This is a genomic window from Wocania arenilitoris (assembly GCF_021728535.1).
Taxonomy (GTDB): domain Bacteria; phylum Bacteroidota; class Bacteroidia; order Flavobacteriales; family Flavobacteriaceae; genus Wocania_A; species Wocania_A arenilitoris.
In genome coordinates, this window is the sequence record NZ_JAKKDU010000002.1 from 236162 (window position 1) to 253272 (window position 17111).

Below are 17111 nucleotides of genomic sequence, written 5' to 3' on the forward strand. Positions count from 1 at the left end.
CAAAGTTGAGAAAATTATCTTAAAGTTTTTTTAAAAAACTACTATAAATGTTAATGATATTGTAAAGATTAGTAAATTCATGGAAGAAATATTTAATGTGCATACGTGAAAAAAGTTTTAACTCTTATTATAATCTTTTTTTGTTTGAGTAATCTTACGTATTCTCAAAGCAAGTTTGTTATTCAAAATAAAAAAGGGTCAAATAAAATAAAGTTTAAACTCATAAATAATTTAATAGTAATTCCTGTTGAAATTAATGGTGTAGAACTATCTTTTTTATTAGATACAGGTGTTAGTAAACCTATAATTTTTAATTTTCTAAATGTTTCTGATACTTTAAAAATTAAAAACGCTGAAAAGATATTTTTAAGAGGTTTAGGCGAGGGCGAATCGGTTGAGGCCTTAAAATCTAAAAATAATGTTTTTAGAATTGGTGATGCTATTAAATTAAATCAAGATTTATATGCTGTATATGATGCAAATTTAAATTTTGCACCAAGATTAGGTGTGCCAATTCATGGTATTTTAGGTTTTGATTTGTTTAAAGACTTAGTTGTAGAAATAAATTATTCGCATAAATATATTAGAATAACAGAGCCCAATAAATTTAAGTATAAAGATTGTAAAAAATGCGAAAAATTTAATATAGAGTTTTACAATAATAAACCCTATATAAATGCTAAAGTGAAAATTAATAACAAACAAATACCAGTAAAATTATTGATTGATTCTGGAGGAAGTGATGCACTGTGGTTGTTTGAAGATGATACTTTAGGAATTGTATCAAGCAATAAGTATTTTGAAGATTTTTTAGGTCATGGGCTTAGTGGAAGTGTTTATGGTAAACGTTCTAAAATAGATGAGTTTTCATTAAATAGATTTGTTCTTAAAAGAGCAAATGTGGCTTTTCCAGATTCTACATCCATTTCTTTTGCAAAAAAATTCGCTGGACGTAATGGCAGTTTAGCAGGTAATATTTTAAAACGTTTTAATGTTATAATGGATTACAGAAGAGCTACTGTAATCTTTAAAAAAAATGGATACTTTAAAGAAGAGTTTAGTTATAATAAAAGTGGAATTGAATTAGCACATAATGGAGTTAGGTTAGTAAAAGAAAGAGAAAACAGTGTTTCTAATGATTATGGTTTAAACAACAAAACTGGCGAAAATGGAACAAAAATTATTTTTGATACAGGATATAAATTTTCATTAAAACCAGCATATGCTATAGTAGAATTAAGAATGAATTCTCCAGCTCAAAAAGCAGGGTTAAAAAATGGTGATATTGTTTTGTACATAAACGGAAAACCAACTCATCAATTCTCATTACAAGAAATAATGTATAAGTTTTATGAAGATGATGGCACAAAAATAAGATTAAGAATAGATAGAGGCGGAGTTGTTTTAAACTATTCTTTTGTGCTAGAAGATTTTTTCAAATAACAAAGCCCGAAAATTAATGTTTGGGCTTTGTTAATTCATTTTGATTAAAGTATTATTGTTCTATAACACTTTTATCTTTTTTTTCCAAGACACTTTCTTTACTAGAATCTACAACTACTCCTTTAATTTTTAATGCAACTGTTGGTGTTTCAGCATTAGAAATAACGGTAATAGTTTTTCTAATAGGCATTACTCTTTTGGTGTCATACTTTACTTCTATTTCACCAGTTTGTCCTGGTAATATTGGCTCATTTGGTTTTTTTGGTATAGTACATCCGCAAGTAGAAGATACTTTTGAAATTATTAGAGGCGCATTTCCTGTATTGGTAAACTCAAAAATTCTTACACCATCAGATCCTTTTTCAATAGTTCCGTAATCAATGGTCTCTGATTTAAATTCTATTTTTGCCATTTTGTCTTGTGCATTAACAGAATAACTAATCAGTCCGATAAATAAAATTGTAATTAATTGTTTCATTACTTTTAATTTTAAATTCAAGTCAAACATAGGTACTTTTTCCACAATCTGCAAAAATAATAGACGTAATACGCAAATGTTGACATATTCAACTTAGTTATGAGTACAAATAGCTTTTCTTTTTATGTAAGAAAACTATATAGAATCAACTTTATTAATTGTTATTATAGTTTCCGTTTGATGGTTTATATTTAATATAATTGTCAAACGCAATTCGCATTTCAAGAATTCAAACTAAATGTAAACTTTTTGTCATGCTCATTTCACAGAAAAAGAAATATAAGTACTTTTGCACATTAATACTCAATAACTATTCCAAAGTATGCAAATTCCATCAAAATATGATGCAAGTCAAGTAGAAGGTAAATGGTACGATTACTGGATGAAAAACAACTATTTTCATTCAGAGCCAGATGAAAGAGAACCTTATACTATTGTAATTCCGCCACCAAACGTTACAGGTGTATTGCATATGGGGCATATGTTGAATAATACCATTCAGGATGTGTTGATTCGTCGTGCACGTTTGCAAGGAAAAAATGCCTGTTGGGTACCTGGTACAGACCACGCATCTATTGCTACCGAGGCTAAAGTAGTAGCTAAATTAAAGGAACAAGGAATTGATAAAAATGATTTAACCCGAGATGAATTTTTAAAGCATGCTTGGGATTGGACGCACGAATATGGCGGTGTTATTCTAGAACAGTTAAAAAAACTTGGTTGTTCTTGCGATTGGGATAGAACTAAATTTACTATGGATGACGACATGTCAGAATCTGTTATTAAGGTTTTTGTTGATTTATACAACAAAGGCTTAATTTACAGAGGTTACCGCATGGTGAATTGGGATCCTGAAGCAAAAACAACACTTTCTGATGAAGAGGTTGAATATGTTGAAAAACAAGGGAAATTATATTATGTAAAGTATAAAGTTGAAGGGAGCGATGATACTTTAACTATAGCTACTACACGACCTGAAACTATCTTGGGCGACACCGCCATTTGTATCAATCCAAATGATGAACGCCATCAAAACCTAAAGGGTAAAAAAGCTATTGTGCCTATTTGTAACCGTATTATTCCTATTATTGAAGATGATTACGTAGATGTTGAATTCGGGACAGGTTGTTTAAAAGTTACGCCAGCACATGATGAAAACGATAAGGTTTTAGGTGATAAATACAATCTTGAAGTAATTGATATTTTTAACGAAGATGCTACATTAAATGCCTTTGGAATGCATTATGAAGGTAAGGACAGATTTGCGGTTCGAAAAGAAATTGTAAAAGAACTTAAAGAAAAAGGACATATTCTTAAAATTGAAGATTATAATAATCGCGTAGGCATCTCAGAACGTACAAAAGCCATTATAGAACCACGATTATCAGATCAGTGGTTTTTAAAAATGGAAGAATTAGCAAAACCTGCTTTAAAAGCAGTTTTAAGTGAAAATTCAGATATTAAACTATTCCCAAAAAAGTTCCTAAACACTTATCGCCATTGGATGGAAAACATTCGCGATTGGAATATTTCGCGCCAATTATTATGGGGACAACAAATTCCTGCATATTATTACGGCAATGGAAAAGAAGACTTTGTAGTTGCAGAAAGCATAACAGATGCACTTGCTTTAGCAAAAGAAAAAACAGGAAAAGATAATTTAAAAGCAAAAGATTTAAAACAAGAAACAGACGCTTTAGACACTTGGTTTTCGTCTTGGTTATGGCCAATTAGTGTGTTTGATGGGATTAGAAACCCCGAAAATGAAGATGTTAAATACTATTACCCTACCAACGATTTGGTTACAGGACCAGATATTTTATTCTTTTGGGTTGCACGAATGATTGTTGCGGGTTACGAATATAAAAACGAAAAACCTTTTGAGAATGTTTACTTAACAGGACTTGTACGCGATAAGCAACGCCGAAAAATGAGTAAATCTTTAGGAAACTCTCCCGATGCCTTAAAACTTATTGAAACTTACGGAGCAGATGGTGTTCGTGTTGGGTTATTGCTGAGTTCTGCCGCTGGAAACGATTTAATGTTTGATGAAGCTTTATGTAATCAAGGTAAAGGGTTTGCTAATAAAATATGGAATGCTTTTAGGTTAATTAATGGATGGGAAGTAGCCGATATTAATAAGTCAGAATCTTCTAAAATAGCCGTTGATTGGTTTGAATCTAAATTTCAAAAAGTATTAAATGAAATAGAAGATCATTTTAGAAAATATCGATTGAGTGATGCTTTAATGAGCATGTATAAGTTGATTTACGATGATTTCTGCGGATGGTTTTTAGAAATGATAAAGCCTGCATACCAGCAGCCCATTGATAAGAAAACTTACGATGCAGCTATTTCCATCTTAGAAAATAATTTAAAAATATTGCATCCGTTTATGCCATTTTTAACTGAAGAAATTTGGCAGCATATTACACAAAGAACACCTAATGAGGCTTTAATTGTTTCTAGTTACCCTGAAAGTAAGCTAATTAATGAGACTTTAATTACAGAATTTGATTTTGCTTCCGAAGTTATTTCGGGTATTCGTACCATTAGAAAACAAAAGAATATTCCTTTTAAAGATGCTATAGAATTTTCGGTTATTAATAATGAGAATTCAACCAAAACATTTGATGGTGTTATACAGAAATTAGGTAACCTTGAAGCTATTAATTATGTTTCTGAAACTGTTGATGGAGCTTTAACTTTTAGAGTAAAATCTAACGAGTATTTTGTGCCTATGGCAGGAGCCATTGATGTTGAAGCCGAAATAAAAAAGCTTACAGAAGAGTTAAATTACACAGAAGGGTTTTTAAAATCAGTACAAAAAAAGCTTTCAAACGAAAGGTTTGTTAATAATGCACCAAAACAAGTAGTTAGCAGCGAAAAGAAAAAAGAAGCCGATGCTTTAGCTAAAATTGAAACCTTAAAGGCTAGTTTAGCGAGTTTGAATTAGGTTAGTTTAGTGGCTCCGTATAAGAATAGTTGCAATTTTATATACATCTCAAGCGTGTAAACACTTACTTCCTATACAAAAAATAATTATTCACTAAATCAATATAGTTTTGTTTAGCCTTGTCTTCGGTAATATTTTTGGCTTGAAATAAAGCATTGGTTTTAAAGGCATTAATTATGGGTTTTTTGCTACGCGGTCTGCCGTAATCGTTTGTGGCTATTTTGTAATAAGCATAAAGTTTTAATAGGGTATCGGCAGGAAAAGGTTCAGTATGAGCATTTACACGTGCAACAGCATTTCTAAATTCTATGTCTAACTTTTTGTTACTCATTTACTTCTGCAATAACACTTTCTCCACCACGCACTTTTTGGTTAAGCTGCACGTTTATTTTAGTATTTAAAGGCAAAAACAGATCTACTCGCGATCCAAATTTTATAAAACCAGAATCTGCACCTTGAACAGCTTTATTGTTTTGTTTTGCATAATTAACTATACGTTTTGCCAAAGCACCTGCTATTTGTCTATAAAGTACTTTTCCGTAAGCTTCGTTTTCTACAACAACGGTTGTGCGTTCGTTTTCTTCACTCGCTTTAGGATGCCATGCCACTAAATATTTTCCTGGGTGATACTTGCTGTAAATAACATGACCACCAATAGGGTAGCGCGTTACATGTACATTTATTGGAGACATAAATACACTAACTTGTAGGCGCTTGTCTTTAAAATATTCTTTTTCAAAAACCTCTTCAATAACTACAACTTTACCATCTACAGGAGAAACTACATGTTTATCGTTAAATGAGGTACGCCGTTTAGGGTTTCTAAAAAATTGAAGAATTAATATAAAAAAGCCTAATAATAAAATTAAAACCAATGTTCGTAACCATGCCGCAGTTATAAAACTATCTACTAACAAAAATGAAGCGACAATAATAATCAGTGTTATAAATATAATTTTATGGCCTTCTTTATGAAACATATTGTAAAATTCTTAAAAATAAATATATAAAAGGTGCTGCAAAAATAATACTATCTAGTCTATCTAGCAATCCGCCATGTCCTGGCATAATTATACCACTGTCTTTAACATTGGCTTGACGTTTAAATTTAGATTCTATTAAATCTCCTAAAGTTCCAAATACGCTAATAATAATACTTAAAATTAGCCAATTAGTAAAATTTAGTGTTTGTGTAAAGGTAGCAATAAAATAGCTTGCTATACACGAAAAAAACAAACCGCCTAAAAAGCCTTCAAAGGTTTTTTTAGGAGAAATTTTTTCAAATAATTTTTGTTTTCCGAAGTTTTTGCCAACTAAAAAAGCAAACGAATCGTTAACCCAAACCAAAATAAAAGTACCTAACAGTACACTTGGATTATAATTTACAATAAGAATTAAAAACACAAAAGCACTTGAAAGATAAAAGGTTGTAAGTATAAATCGTTTAGAGCTAAATAGCGGAATGGTTTTTTCTGAAAACAAATCTTTTATTAAAAACAACTGCACAAAAATGCTAATTACCATTAAAATTTGTGTAGCCTCGTCTAAGCCTGTATTAGTATTTAAAACCAATTGCCAATAGCCAAAAACGAGATAAAGTATTATAAAAATAAAGTAGGGTACTATACTTTTTAGCTGGATGAGTTTCATGAATTCTCCTATACATATTAAGCCAAAAACAAAAAAAAGTATAATTATAGCATGTTGGTTAAATAAACAGCCAATTAATAGTAAAACGTAAATTAAACCAGATACGGTTCGTATTAAGGTTTCTTTCATCTGTTTTATAAATCTTCTAAAAGTAACAGGTATAGGTTTTTTGCACTACTACCATAGCTTAAAAAATCTTTATCATCTTCAGATTTAAAGTGTTTTATAGTAGTAATATTTGTTGGGATTTTTTGTCTGTTTTTAGATTTTATACCACGTAAACCTTCGCCAATATTTTCAACAATTTGGCTAGTGGTAGCAAAAACAATGAAGTTTAAAGGTAATTCTGGTAACTTTTTCTCGTAAATCTGTTTAGAAGAAATTAATAAAGAACCATCATTGGCAATTAAGTTTTCGCATGTAGTTAAGAAAAAAGTTGAGTCGCTAATTTTTGCTGTAGTTTGTAAATTAGAATTCTTGAATTTATCTTTTAGGTTATCGTCTAAGAGAAGTGTTTTTTCATCATCCCATTTATTTTCGTCAATAATGTTTTGCAAGTTTTGGAATACTTCGTTTAAATCTTCGCAATACAAAAACTTACCACCATTAGCTTTAAAGTTTATGGTAAACCTTTCGTCTATTGGTAGTTTAACTTCTGGCATATATTTGCCTCGATCATTTGATTTTAGTTCTTCCTGAAAGTTATCAGATTTAGAACCAAATATTTTTCTAAAAAGACTCATTTAGATTGTTGCTATTAACTCAATTTTCATGGGTTTTATCAAATATAAAAAATCTTAAATTAACCAAAGGCCTAATTTAAGATTTTTACTAAAAGCTTAACAAAATTAGTCAGATATCTATTCTTCTTCTTCTTCTTCTTCTGTGTTTTCTTCTTTTTTTATTTCAGCAGAACTTTCTTTTTCAAAAGGACGTTTACCAAATATTTTTTCAAGATTATCTTTAAAAATCACTTCTTTTTCTAAGAGCACTTCTGCAAGTTCGGTAAGTTTGTCCTTATTTGCTTCAAGTAATTTTATGGCACGTTGGTATTGCTTTTCAATAATTGCAGAAATTTCCTTATCGATTAATTCTGCTGTTTCTTCACTATATGGTTTTGTAAAGCCGTATTCACTTTGCCCTGAAGAATCGTAATAAGTTAAATTACCTATTTTATCACTTAGTCCGTAAACGGTAACCATGGCTCTTGCTTGTTTGGTAACCTTTTCTAAATCGCTTAAAGCTCCAGTTGAAATTTTATCGAAAATCACTTTTTCGGCAGCACGACCACCAAGAGCAGCACACATTTCGTCTAGCATTTGTTCAGGACGAACAATTAAACGTTCTTCTGGCAAGTACCATGCTGCACCTAATGAACGACCACGAGGTACAATAGTAACTTTTACCAATGGTGCGGCATGCTCAAGCATCCAACTTGTAACAGCATGTCCAGCTTCGTGAAAAGCAACTGCTCGTTTTTCACTAGGCGTTATAATTTTGTTTTTCTTTTCTAAACCGCCAATAATTCTATCTACAGCATCAAGAAAGTCTTGTTTGTCAACTGCTTTTTTACCATTTCTAGCAGCAATTAATGCAGCTTCGTTACACACGTTGGCAATATCTGCACCAGAAAAACCTGGGGTTTGCTTTGATAAAAAGTCTAAATCTAAACCCTTAGCTTTTTTAAGAGGTCTTAAATGCACCTCGAAAATTTCTTTACGCTCACGAACATCAGGTAGATCAACAAAAATTTGTCTATCAAAACGTCCAGCACGCATTAAGGCTTTATCTAAAATATCAGCTCTATTGGTTGCAGCAAGTACAATAACATTTGTATTTGTACCAAAACCATCCATTTCTGTTAAAAGCTGGTTTAATGTGTTTTCTCGCTCATCGTTACTTCCAGACATGGCATTTTTACCCCTTGCACGACCAATAGCATCTATTTCGTCAATGAAAATTATTGAAGGCGATTTTTCTTTGGCTTGTTTAAATAAATCGCGTACTCTTGATGCACCAACTCCAACAAACATCTCTACAAAATCCGACCCAGATAATGAGAAGAAAGGTACTTTAGCTTCTCCTGCAACAGCTTTGGCTAAAAGCGTTTTACCAGTTCCTGGAGGGCCTACAAGTAGCGCGCCTTTAGGAATCTTTCCTCCTAAAGTGGTATATTTTTCAGGGAATTTTAAAAAGTCAACAATCTCTTGTACTTCTTCTTTTGCACCTTCTAATCCAGCAACATCTTTAAAGCTTGTTTTAACCTCTGTATTTTGGTCGAATAATTTGGCTTTCGATTTTCCAATGTTAAAAATCTGTCCGCCAGCACCACCACCAGCACCTCCAGACATACGGCGCATAATAAATATCCAAACTCCAATAAGTAATATAAATGGTAGAATACCTATTAAAAAATCGCCCCAAACATTTTCTTTAGTATTTAAGCTAAGTATATCATATTTGCCTATGGATTTTAAATCGTTTTCAAAATTTTGAAGATCACCAATTTCAAATGTATAGTTTGGCAATTTAGTAGCCGATGGAATAAAGGTTTTTGGTTTCGACTTTCTGTGAATTTCTTTTGCTTCGGCATCTTTTGTTAGATAAACTTGAGCAATACGGCGGTTTATAATTTCAACTTTATCAATATCGTCATCTTCAGCATATTTAAAAAATTCTGCTGGTGTTATAGTGCCACCGTCTTGATAACTACCACTACTAAATAATTGAAATCCTAAAAATATTGCTAATACAATACCGTAAATCCAATACGGACTAAACTTAGGTTTCTTTTCTTTTATTTTTTTTTTATCGTTTGCCATTTGCTTTTTTTAGTAACTAGTTTCTATTACTGTAGTTTTTGCATCACCCCAAAGACTCTCAATGTCATAATATTCTCTAATGTGCTTTTGAAACACATGTACAACAACATTAACATAATCTATCAATACCCATTCGGCATTATCTAAACCTTCAGTATGCCAAGGGTTATCTTTAAGCTCTTTACTTACTTTTTTTTGTATTGAATTGACTATGGCGTTTACTTGTGTATTTGAAGTTCCTTCGCAAATTATAAAGTAATCACAAACCGTATTTTCAATATCTCTTAAATCTAGAATATTTATTTCTTTACCTTTAACATCTTCAATACCACTTATTATTACAGATATTAATTGGTCTGGGCTTATTTTGTTTTTCGCCATTAAATTTTTTTAATTTGTGCAAAGTTATTATTTTTTTAGTTCTTTATACTTTAAAATAATCATAAGATTTAAAAGCTTTAAAATAACTTGTAAATGCGTATAATCAAACTTGATGCCATCGATTCGACAAATTCTTTTTTAAAAGAAATGATTTGTACTGAAACTGTCACCGATTATACTATTGTAGTTGCAGAATATCAAACTAATGGGCGCGGGCAGATGGGAACTAATTGGGACTCAGAAAAAGGTAAAAACCTTATGTTTAGCTTGTTTAAAGATTTAAGTATTCATGTTGTTGAGTTTCCTTTTTATATTAGTATGGCTATTTCTTTGGCTATTTTGAAAACCTTAAAGGCATTAAATATTCCGGATTTACATATTAAATGGCCAAACGACATTTTGTCAGCAGACAAAAAAATTTGTGGAATATTAATAGAGAATGTCATAAAAAACAAACTTAATTCTACCATTATTGGAATTGGAATTAATGTAAATCAAACAGAATTTAATAATCTTCCTAAAGCATCATCTTTAAAAAATATTACAGGCGTGCATTATAATTTAGATGAAATTCTGCAAAATATTATTAAGTACACTAAAGCTTATTCTGAGTGTTTACAACAAGGTGAATATGAAGCTGTTAAAAATGAATATGAAGCTAATTTATTTAGAAAAAATAAACCTTCAACATTTAAAAATACTGAAGGTGAGTTGTTTTCTGGTTTTATAAAAGGAGTAACTAAATATGGTAAACTTATGGTTACACTGGAAGACGAAGTTGTTAAAAAATTCGACCTAAAAGAAGTTACGCTGATGTATTAATTAGGTGGCTTCGAGAGCTTCGACCAACCATAAACTTTTAAATTGCATTAGGGATGCTAGTAGCAAGGGTTTCAATAAATTTACTTATTGGGCCTTTAATCATCATTGCCATCATAGGGTTAAAGTCGCCAGTAAATTCCAATTGAACTTCACTGGTGTCACTTCCTGTTTCAACAATATTTCCTATTAACGAAAAATCTAATTTACCACCTGCAGCACCCAAAACAATTTTATTTGGTGCTATAGCTTCTTTCTTTTTAAGTACTATTTCTGGCATGCCTTTTAATGCAAAAAGAAATTTATCGTTTTCTAAAACTTCAAACTTACTTATGTTTTCTGGCATTAAATTTTTAAAATTTTTAACAACAGATAAAAAATCAAAGACCTCTTGAGGTGATTTACTTACACTAATTTTTGGTGATTCTAAATTCATAATATCGTTAAGTTGTTATTTGTTAAGGTGTTTAGTTGTGTGTCTTAACAGCTTTACAACTAAACAACAAACTTTTTATATCAATTAGCGTTCCATTCACTAGGATTAGTGTTCCATTCAGACAAAGTTTCCAGTTCTTTTTGAGATATATAATTGGTTTCTAAGGCTTGCTCAAGTAAACTTTCGTAATTGCTTAGTGTGTGCAGGTTTATGTTTTCTTTTTTAAAATTTTCAGCAGCTACATTAAAACCATAGGTAAAAATGGCAACCATACCTTTTACATTAATATTGGCATCTTTTAAGGCTTTAACTGCATTTAAACTACTTTTCCCTGTGCTTATTAAATCTTCAACTACCACAACATTTTGACCGCTTTCAATAAACCCTTCAATTTGGTTTTTACGCCCGTGCCCTTTAGCATCTGGTCTTACATAAATAAAAGGTAGTCCCAAATATTCTGCAACCAGCATACCAATACCAATGGCTCCAGTAGCAACACCAGCAATAGCATCTGGTTTACCATATTGCTTTTCAATATGCTTACCCATTACTTCTCTAATATAATTTCGAATAGGTGGGAAAGACAATATAATTCTGTTGTCGCAATAAATTGGCGATTTCCATCCAGATGCCCATGTAAAAGGTTTTTTAGGACTAAGTTTTATAGCATTAACTTGTAATAAAACTTCGGCAGTTTTTCTAGCAGTATGTTTGTTAAAAATCATAAACACAAAATTACATATAAATTTGTTTCTATTCAGTTGCAAATTGGTGAATAAAATTATTTTTTTTAACAATGATTAAAATGTATTTAAAAGTGATATTTTTACCAAAGTATAAAAGTAATTAGAACCCATATGCAAAAGATTTTTGTAGGTGATAAACCTATAATTTTAACGACTAAAGTTGAAAAAGAAGATGGTTTTAAAAATTATCTACTAAAAACGGTAGATATGGGTAAGGTTATTAGAACCCTTAATAGAACAAAGCTTAAAGAAGCTAGATTTATTGGGAAAAAGAAAAAAAAACTACTTAAAACATTTCTTAAAAAGTTACCTAATGTAATTGCTGGTGGTGGAAAAGTATATAATGATGATGGTGATATTTTATTTATTTATAGAAATAATAAATGGGATTTACCTAAAGGAAAAGCTGAGGGTCTTGAAAGTATTGAAAGAACAGCTATTAGAGAAGTTACTGAGGAGACGGGTGTTGCTGGATTAAAAATTACTAAACCCCTAGAAACAACATACCACATTTTTAAGCGCAACGGGCGCTATAAAATAAAAATAACCTATTGGTTTGAAATGAAGACGAGTTTTAAAGGAAAATTATACCCACAACAAAATGAAGGTATTACTAAAGTAGAATGGCTTAATAAAGCACAAACTAAAAAAGCTTTAGAGAATAGTTACGCTAATATAAAGGCGCTGGTTTAAGATTTTTTTGAAGATGCGTTTAGCGGTCATAGGCTATGAGTAGTTGTTTGTAGTCTTTATCCACAGCTTTGTATCAGAGATTCTTGTTCGTCATTTTCTAATTTCCATATACAAAAAATGTCAATATGACATTTATTTAAGTTGAAAAATGACAATTATTCTGAAAAATTAATAGCAAAACAGGTAATTTAATAAAATACTTAGTATAAAATGTGGTAAATCCATTTTGGTACTTTTTTTGTTTTATTGAATTCGAAATCAATAGAGATTTCAAATTTGAAATAATGTTTAATTTAAAATTTTGTAATTATGAGCAATTTAGTTAGTGTTCCTAAAAACGGAAGTTTAGCGAACATCAATTCAAATCAAAACTTCCCAACTTTGTCAAATTGGTTAGATGATATATTTAATCGAGACCTTCCATCAGTATTTACTTCAAACTTCAATACTGGAATTACTTTGCCAAAAGTTAATATTAAAGAAACTGCTGATGATTTTACGGTAGAAATGGCAGTTCCTGGTCTTAAAAAATCAGACTTCCAAATTAACATTGATAACCAAGTATTATCAATCTCGACAGAGACAAAGGAAGAAAATGAACACAAAGAAGAAAATTATACTCGTAGAGAGTTTGGTTATTCTTCTTTCAAAAGAACCTTTACTCTGCCTGAAAGTGTAAATGATGAAAAAATTAATGCGAGTTATAGCGAAGGTATTTTGAGTATTCACTTACCGAAAAGAGAAGAAGCCAAGCAAAAGCCTGCTAGAAGCATTAAGATTTCATAATCAATTTACTAAAATTTTTGATTGAAGTGTAAAGTATATAGTAGGGGACCGAGTAATGGGTCTCCTCTATACTACTAGAAATGTTTAATCCTTAAAATCTAAAGCGATGCAAAAATATATTTTATTATTTATGATTGGCTTGTTAAGTGTTAGTTGCAACAGTCAAAATAATAATGTAAAAGATACGGAAACAAAGGAAAGCGATGAAAAAATAGTTAAAGAACCAAAGGGTACTTGGAAAGTAGATAAAGAATTTGATGAAAATGGAAATTTAATTAGATATGATAGTATTTATTCGTGGTCTTCCGATAATAAGTACAACAATCTATCATTGTCAGAGCGTGATAGTTTGATGCAGTCTTTTAAATCAAGATTTTTTACTAACTTTTCAGGATTTGAAAATCAAGGGTTTGAAGATGTTTTTTCTAAAGATTCACTTTTTAGTAAACATTTCTTTAATGACGATTTTTTCAGAAGTAATTTTGGTTCAGAGCTTATGGATATTGACAAAATAAGGCAACAAATGATTGCAAGACAGAAAAAATTTTTAGAGAAATATCAGTCAGAATTTATTAAACCTGAAGACGAAAACTAAATAGTTGTCATCTTTTTTCTTATGAGTTTTCGGTTGTTCTTGTATTAGACACAATGGCCCGCGGATATACGTTGTTTTAATAACTTACATCAAATGTTAAACGGAATTTCCTATTTTATTTAACAAAGCCAAGTTGTAAATATTTAATGATTAACCCCTGTAAAAAACAGGATATTGAAAATGTGCTTTTTCGTAATTTTTACTTTGTATGTGTAGTCAATTTAACTGTGCATACCAACTGTTTGCAAAAGCATCATCATTTTGCTTTTTAGTTTTAAACACTTCTTTTAATTTGGCGTTATCGTTTAATAATTCAAGTGTTTTATCTTCCCAAACATAAGGCGAAAAACATTCTTTCTTGTTGTAAAATAGTAACGAAAAAATTCCAATTAAAAAACGAATCTGTTGCTTGCGGCCCTAAAGTTTTAATCTAAAAGAATTCTGCGAGGCTTGCCTCCTGGGTAAAAGAGGAAAGTTTTAAAACCTAAGGTTTTCATCAAACTAAAATTAAATTTTTCTCTGTTGAATACTTCGTGGGCTTGCCCCGAGGATTATTTATTTATATATCGAAACGATGCTTGATTAGTTTTTGTAACATAATCCCACTTTCTTTAATATTAAATGTTCTGTTTTCGATATAATAGAAACATTATAATGCAAATAATGCACCTCATAAGCTTGTTGCCTCGTTTGTTTTTTCTGATTTTCGAAAAATTAAATTGAGACTCAGCGTTTAAAATAACTATATGCAAAGGTTTTCCAGAATCGGTTTTACCAATTTCTTGAATTGAAATTTTAGAATATACTTGGGCTAAGTTATTATAAAATTGAGTTGTTTGTTGGTAAGCTGTAGTTTCTTGTCCTTCAGAAATCTCAAAATGGGTTTCAAAATCATAATAAGGTTTTTCGTTTGATGAATTACAAGACATCATATAAAACCAAAAACATCAAAAGCATTCTCATTATTTTGAATTTTTCACCATTATATTTTTAATAAAAACAACTTTTTTTTGAATATAATATAAATCTACAATTTTATTATAATTAAAATTTTTCAACATATTTAAAACTTAAAAAATATATGTTAGCTTACACTAATTGTATTTTGCTAAAAGGTTAACACTAACATGTTGTTTTTTAGTTTTATAGGTCTCTCGTTAAAATAAGTTTATGAAGATTTGTAATCTGTCTTTTGGTGAAATTATCATTTTAAATAATAATCTAGCCGAAGTAATTGTTGATGAAGGTGTTGTTCTTAACGAGGTTATGGTTGAAGAATATCATGACTTTTTGCTCAATACTTTAGAGGCTCCTTTTTTTCTTATTATAAACAAAAAGCATTCTTATAGTTATACATTTCCTGCTCAAAAAAAGATAGCTAACTTAAAGGAGATTAAAGCTATGGCTGTGGTTGCAGTTACAAGTGGAGGTGTTATGTCTACTGAAACACTGGTAAATGTTAACAGGAATAATAAATGGAATATTAAAATATTTCAAGAACGAGAACAGGCTTTGACTTGGTTAGAAAAAGAAATGATTTCTTAAGTTATATCTTATTATATCTCAAACGTTTTAGTAATCACTTTAATAAATATATCTGTTAAGCATTTGCGCATCTTTATATTAACAGTAAATTTGCCGCTTGTTAAAACAAACCATTATGACTGAGTTTATTAGAAAACGAACGGCAAATGCTAAAAATGATATCTTAAGCGGAATAACTGTAGCTTTAGCATTAGTACCAGAAGCTGTAGCGTTTGCATTTGTTGCAGGAGTAGATCCTTTAGTTGGTTTATATGCTGCTTTTATGATTGGTTTGATAACCTCAATTTTTGGAGGAAGACCAGGAATGATTAGTGGAGCGACAGGTGCTTTAGCAGTGGTTATGGTAAGTTTAGTTGCCGAAGGAAATGCTATGGGAGCAGATGGCGAAAACCTAGGTCTATATTATTTGTTTGTTACAGTTGTTTTAATGGGCGTGATACAAATGTTAGCAGGTGTTTTTAAGTTAGGGAAGTTTGTTAGACTCATTCCGCATCCTGTAATGATGGGATTTGTTAATGGGTTGGCGATTGTAATTTTCTTGTCCCAATTAGGAATGTTTAAAGATGCAAATGGTGATTGGTTTACAGGAAATAGTCTTTGGGTTATGGTTGGTCTAGTGACCTTGACCATGGGCATCATGTTTGGTTTACCTAAACTCACAAAAAAATTACCAGAAGCATTAATTGCTATTTTAGTGGTTTCTGCTATTGTTATTTTTGGAAATTTAGATGTTGCAACTGTTGGAAGCTTTATTCGAGATGGAGGAGGAGAAGGCTTAAAAGGTAGCTTGCCGCAATTTCAAACCGATATATTTAGTAAAGTGCCATTTAATTTAGAAACTATAAAATTTATTTTCCCTTATGCATTAATTCTTGCAGCTATTGGTTTAATAGAATCGTTAATGACCTTAAATCTTGTTGATGAGTTAACTGAAACCAGAGGTAATACAAACAAAGAATGTTTAGCTCAAGGTGGCGCTAATATTGTTACAGGTTTTTTTGGAGGTATGGGAGGGTGTGCCATGATAGGACAATCGTTAATTAATATAAAAGGAGGAGGGCGTGGCAGGCTATCTGGCATAGTAGCAGCTTTAATGCTATTGGTGTTTATTTTGTTTGCATCTGGACTTATTGAACAAGTACCAATTGCCGCTTTAGTAGGCGTTATGTTTATGGTAGTTATAGGAACTTTTGCTTGGAGTAGTTTCAGAATATTAAATAAAATCCCGTTAAGCGATGTTATTGTTTTAGTAGCAGTATCAGCTTTAACTGTTATTTTCGATTTGGCAATTGCTGTAATAGCTGGTGTAATTATAAGTGCTTTAGTGTTTTCTTGGGAAAACGCAAAACGAATTCGTGCTCGTAAACGTATGAAAGAGGATGGAACAAAGGTTTATGAAATTTGGGGACCATTATTTTTTGGTTCTATTATAGCATTTAACGAAAAGTTTGATGTGAAAAACGACCCTCAAAATGTAGAAGTCGATTTTGTTGAATCTCGTGTAAGCGACCATTCTGCTATTGAAGCTATCTTTAATTTGGTTAATAAATACGAAGCCGAAGGAAAATCAATCAAACTAAAGCATTTAAGCGAAGATTGTAAAATCCTGCTTTACAAATCAAGCCCTAAGTTTAGAGAGGTTATTGTTGAGGCCATTGATGATCCGCGTTATCATTTAGCAGAAAACCCTGAGGCATTTACCAAAGGGCTTTCAGAGTATAAGTTTTAATGTTGCTAGGTGTGAAATGTAAATCAAATCTT

The 17111-nt window shown here is 30.9% G+C and carries 18 protein-coding genes; 8 read left to right on the forward strand and 10 right to left on the reverse strand.

Annotation, left to right across the window (positions count from 1 at the left end):
- The first annotated feature begins 144 nt into the window (after nucleotides 1-144).
- Nucleotides 145-1443: an aspartyl protease family protein gene (locus L3X37_RS02375; protein ID WP_237238572.1), complete on the forward strand. Its 1299-nt coding sequence runs from the start codon at nucleotides 145-147 to the stop codon at nucleotides 1441-1443.
- Nucleotides 1444-1495: 52 nt separating this feature from the next.
- On the opposite strand, the gene L3X37_RS02380 is transcribed toward L3X37_RS02375, so the two are convergent.
- A complete protein-coding gene (locus L3X37_RS02380; RefSeq protein ID WP_237238573.1) occupies nucleotides 1496-1921 on the reverse strand; it encodes a DUF1573 domain-containing protein in 426 nt (141 codons plus the stop codon).
- Nucleotides 1922-2243: 322 nt separating this feature from the next.
- On the opposite strand from L3X37_RS02380, the gene L3X37_RS02385 reads away from it, so the two are divergent.
- Nucleotides 2244-4877, forward strand: a complete 2634-nt coding sequence (locus tag L3X37_RS02385; RefSeq protein ID WP_237238574.1) for a valine--tRNA ligase — start codon at nucleotides 2244-2246, stop codon at nucleotides 4875-4877.
- Nucleotides 4878-4941: 64 nt separating this feature from the next.
- On the opposite strand, the gene L3X37_RS02390 is transcribed toward L3X37_RS02385, so the two are convergent.
- From L3X37_RS02390 to rsfS, 6 genes are all read right to left on the reverse strand, one after another.
- The gene (locus L3X37_RS02390) at nucleotides 4942-5208 is read right to left on the reverse strand and encodes an acyl-CoA-binding protein (RefSeq protein WP_237238575.1); all 267 of its coding nucleotides are present in this window, start codon (nucleotides 5206-5208) and stop codon (nucleotides 4942-4944) included.
- Complete coding sequence (locus tag L3X37_RS02395; protein WP_237238576.1) at nucleotides 5201-5857, reverse strand: phosphatidylserine decarboxylase family protein; 657 nt, start codon at nucleotides 5855-5857, stop codon at nucleotides 5201-5203. The genes L3X37_RS02390 and L3X37_RS02395 overlap by 8 nt, the downstream gene beginning before the upstream one ends.
- Entirely contained in the window at nucleotides 5847-6656 is an 810-nt protein-coding gene (locus tag L3X37_RS02400) for a phosphatidate cytidylyltransferase (protein ID WP_237238577.1), read from the reverse strand. The genes L3X37_RS02395 and L3X37_RS02400 overlap by 11 nt, the downstream gene beginning before the upstream one ends.
- Nucleotides 6657-6661: 5 nt before the next feature.
- Nucleotides 6662-7270 (reverse strand): LUD domain-containing protein, encoded by a 609-nt coding sequence (locus L3X37_RS02405; RefSeq protein ID WP_237238578.1) that lies wholly within the window; start codon nucleotides 7268-7270, stop codon nucleotides 6662-6664.
- A gap of 117 nt (nucleotides 7271-7387) precedes the next feature.
- A complete protein-coding gene (gene ftsH / locus L3X37_RS02410) occupies nucleotides 7388-9349 on the reverse strand; it encodes an ATP-dependent zinc metalloprotease FtsH (RefSeq protein WP_237238579.1) in 1962 nt (653 codons plus the stop codon).
- Nucleotides 9350-9358: 9 nt separating this feature from the next.
- Nucleotides 9359-9730: a ribosome silencing factor gene (gene rsfS / locus L3X37_RS02415; protein ID WP_237238580.1), complete on the reverse strand. Its 372-nt coding sequence runs from the start codon at nucleotides 9728-9730 to the stop codon at nucleotides 9359-9361.
- 93 nt (nucleotides 9731-9823) lie between these two features.
- Here rsfS and L3X37_RS02420 point away from each other — a divergent pair, with 93 nt between their 5' ends.
- The gene (locus L3X37_RS02420) at nucleotides 9824-10552 is read left to right on the forward strand and encodes a biotin--[acetyl-CoA-carboxylase] ligase (RefSeq protein ID WP_237238581.1); all 729 of its coding nucleotides are present in this window, start codon (nucleotides 9824-9826) and stop codon (nucleotides 10550-10552) included.
- 37 nt (nucleotides 10553-10589) lie between these two features.
- Here L3X37_RS02420 and L3X37_RS02425 read toward each other — a convergent pair whose 3' ends face one another.
- Nucleotides 10590-10985 carry an SRPBCC family protein gene (locus L3X37_RS02425; RefSeq protein WP_237238582.1) on the reverse strand — a complete coding sequence of 132 codons (396 nt, stop codon included), beginning with the start codon at nucleotides 10983-10985 and terminating at the stop codon, nucleotides 10590-10592.
- Between the two features lie 80 nt (nucleotides 10986-11065).
- A complete protein-coding gene (gene pyrE, locus L3X37_RS02430) occupies nucleotides 11066-11710 on the reverse strand; it encodes an orotate phosphoribosyltransferase (protein WP_237238583.1) in 645 nt (214 codons plus the stop codon).
- 132 nt (nucleotides 11711-11842) lie between these two features.
- On the opposite strand from pyrE, the gene L3X37_RS02435 reads away from it, so the two are divergent.
- The 3 genes from L3X37_RS02435 to L3X37_RS02445 all read left to right on the forward strand — a co-directional run bounded on the left by L3X37_RS02435 (nucleotide 11843) and on the right by L3X37_RS02445 (nucleotide 13805).
- Complete coding sequence (locus L3X37_RS02435) at nucleotides 11843-12424, forward strand: NUDIX hydrolase (RefSeq protein ID WP_237238584.1); 582 nt, start codon at nucleotides 11843-11845, stop codon at nucleotides 12422-12424.
- 309 nt (nucleotides 12425-12733) lie between these two features.
- Nucleotides 12734-13210 (forward strand): Hsp20/alpha crystallin family protein, encoded by a 477-nt coding sequence (locus L3X37_RS02440; RefSeq protein ID WP_237238585.1) that lies wholly within the window; start codon nucleotides 12734-12736, stop codon nucleotides 13208-13210.
- A 106-nt stretch (nucleotides 13211-13316) separates the two neighbouring features.
- Complete coding sequence (locus L3X37_RS02445; RefSeq protein WP_237238586.1) at nucleotides 13317-13805, forward strand: hypothetical protein; 489 nt, start codon at nucleotides 13317-13319, stop codon at nucleotides 13803-13805.
- 617 nt (nucleotides 13806-14422) lie between these two features.
- On the opposite strand, the gene L3X37_RS02450 is transcribed toward L3X37_RS02445, so the two are convergent.
- Nucleotides 14423-14734, reverse strand: a complete 312-nt coding sequence (locus L3X37_RS02450; protein WP_237238587.1) for a hypothetical protein — start codon at nucleotides 14732-14734, stop codon at nucleotides 14423-14425.
- A 241-nt stretch (nucleotides 14735-14975) separates the two neighbouring features.
- On the opposite strand from L3X37_RS02450, the gene L3X37_RS02455 reads away from it, so the two are divergent.
- Both L3X37_RS02455 and L3X37_RS02460 read left to right on the forward strand, forming a co-directional pair.
- Nucleotides 14976-15350 carry a hypothetical protein gene (locus L3X37_RS02455; protein ID WP_237238588.1) on the forward strand — a complete coding sequence of 125 codons (375 nt, stop codon included), beginning with the start codon at nucleotides 14976-14978 and terminating at the stop codon, nucleotides 15348-15350.
- A gap of 115 nt (nucleotides 15351-15465) precedes the next feature.
- Nucleotides 15466-17079: a SulP family inorganic anion transporter gene (locus tag L3X37_RS02460; protein WP_237238589.1), complete on the forward strand. Its 1614-nt coding sequence runs from the start codon at nucleotides 15466-15468 to the stop codon at nucleotides 17077-17079.
- The last annotated feature ends 32 nt before the right edge of the window (nucleotides 17080-17111 follow it).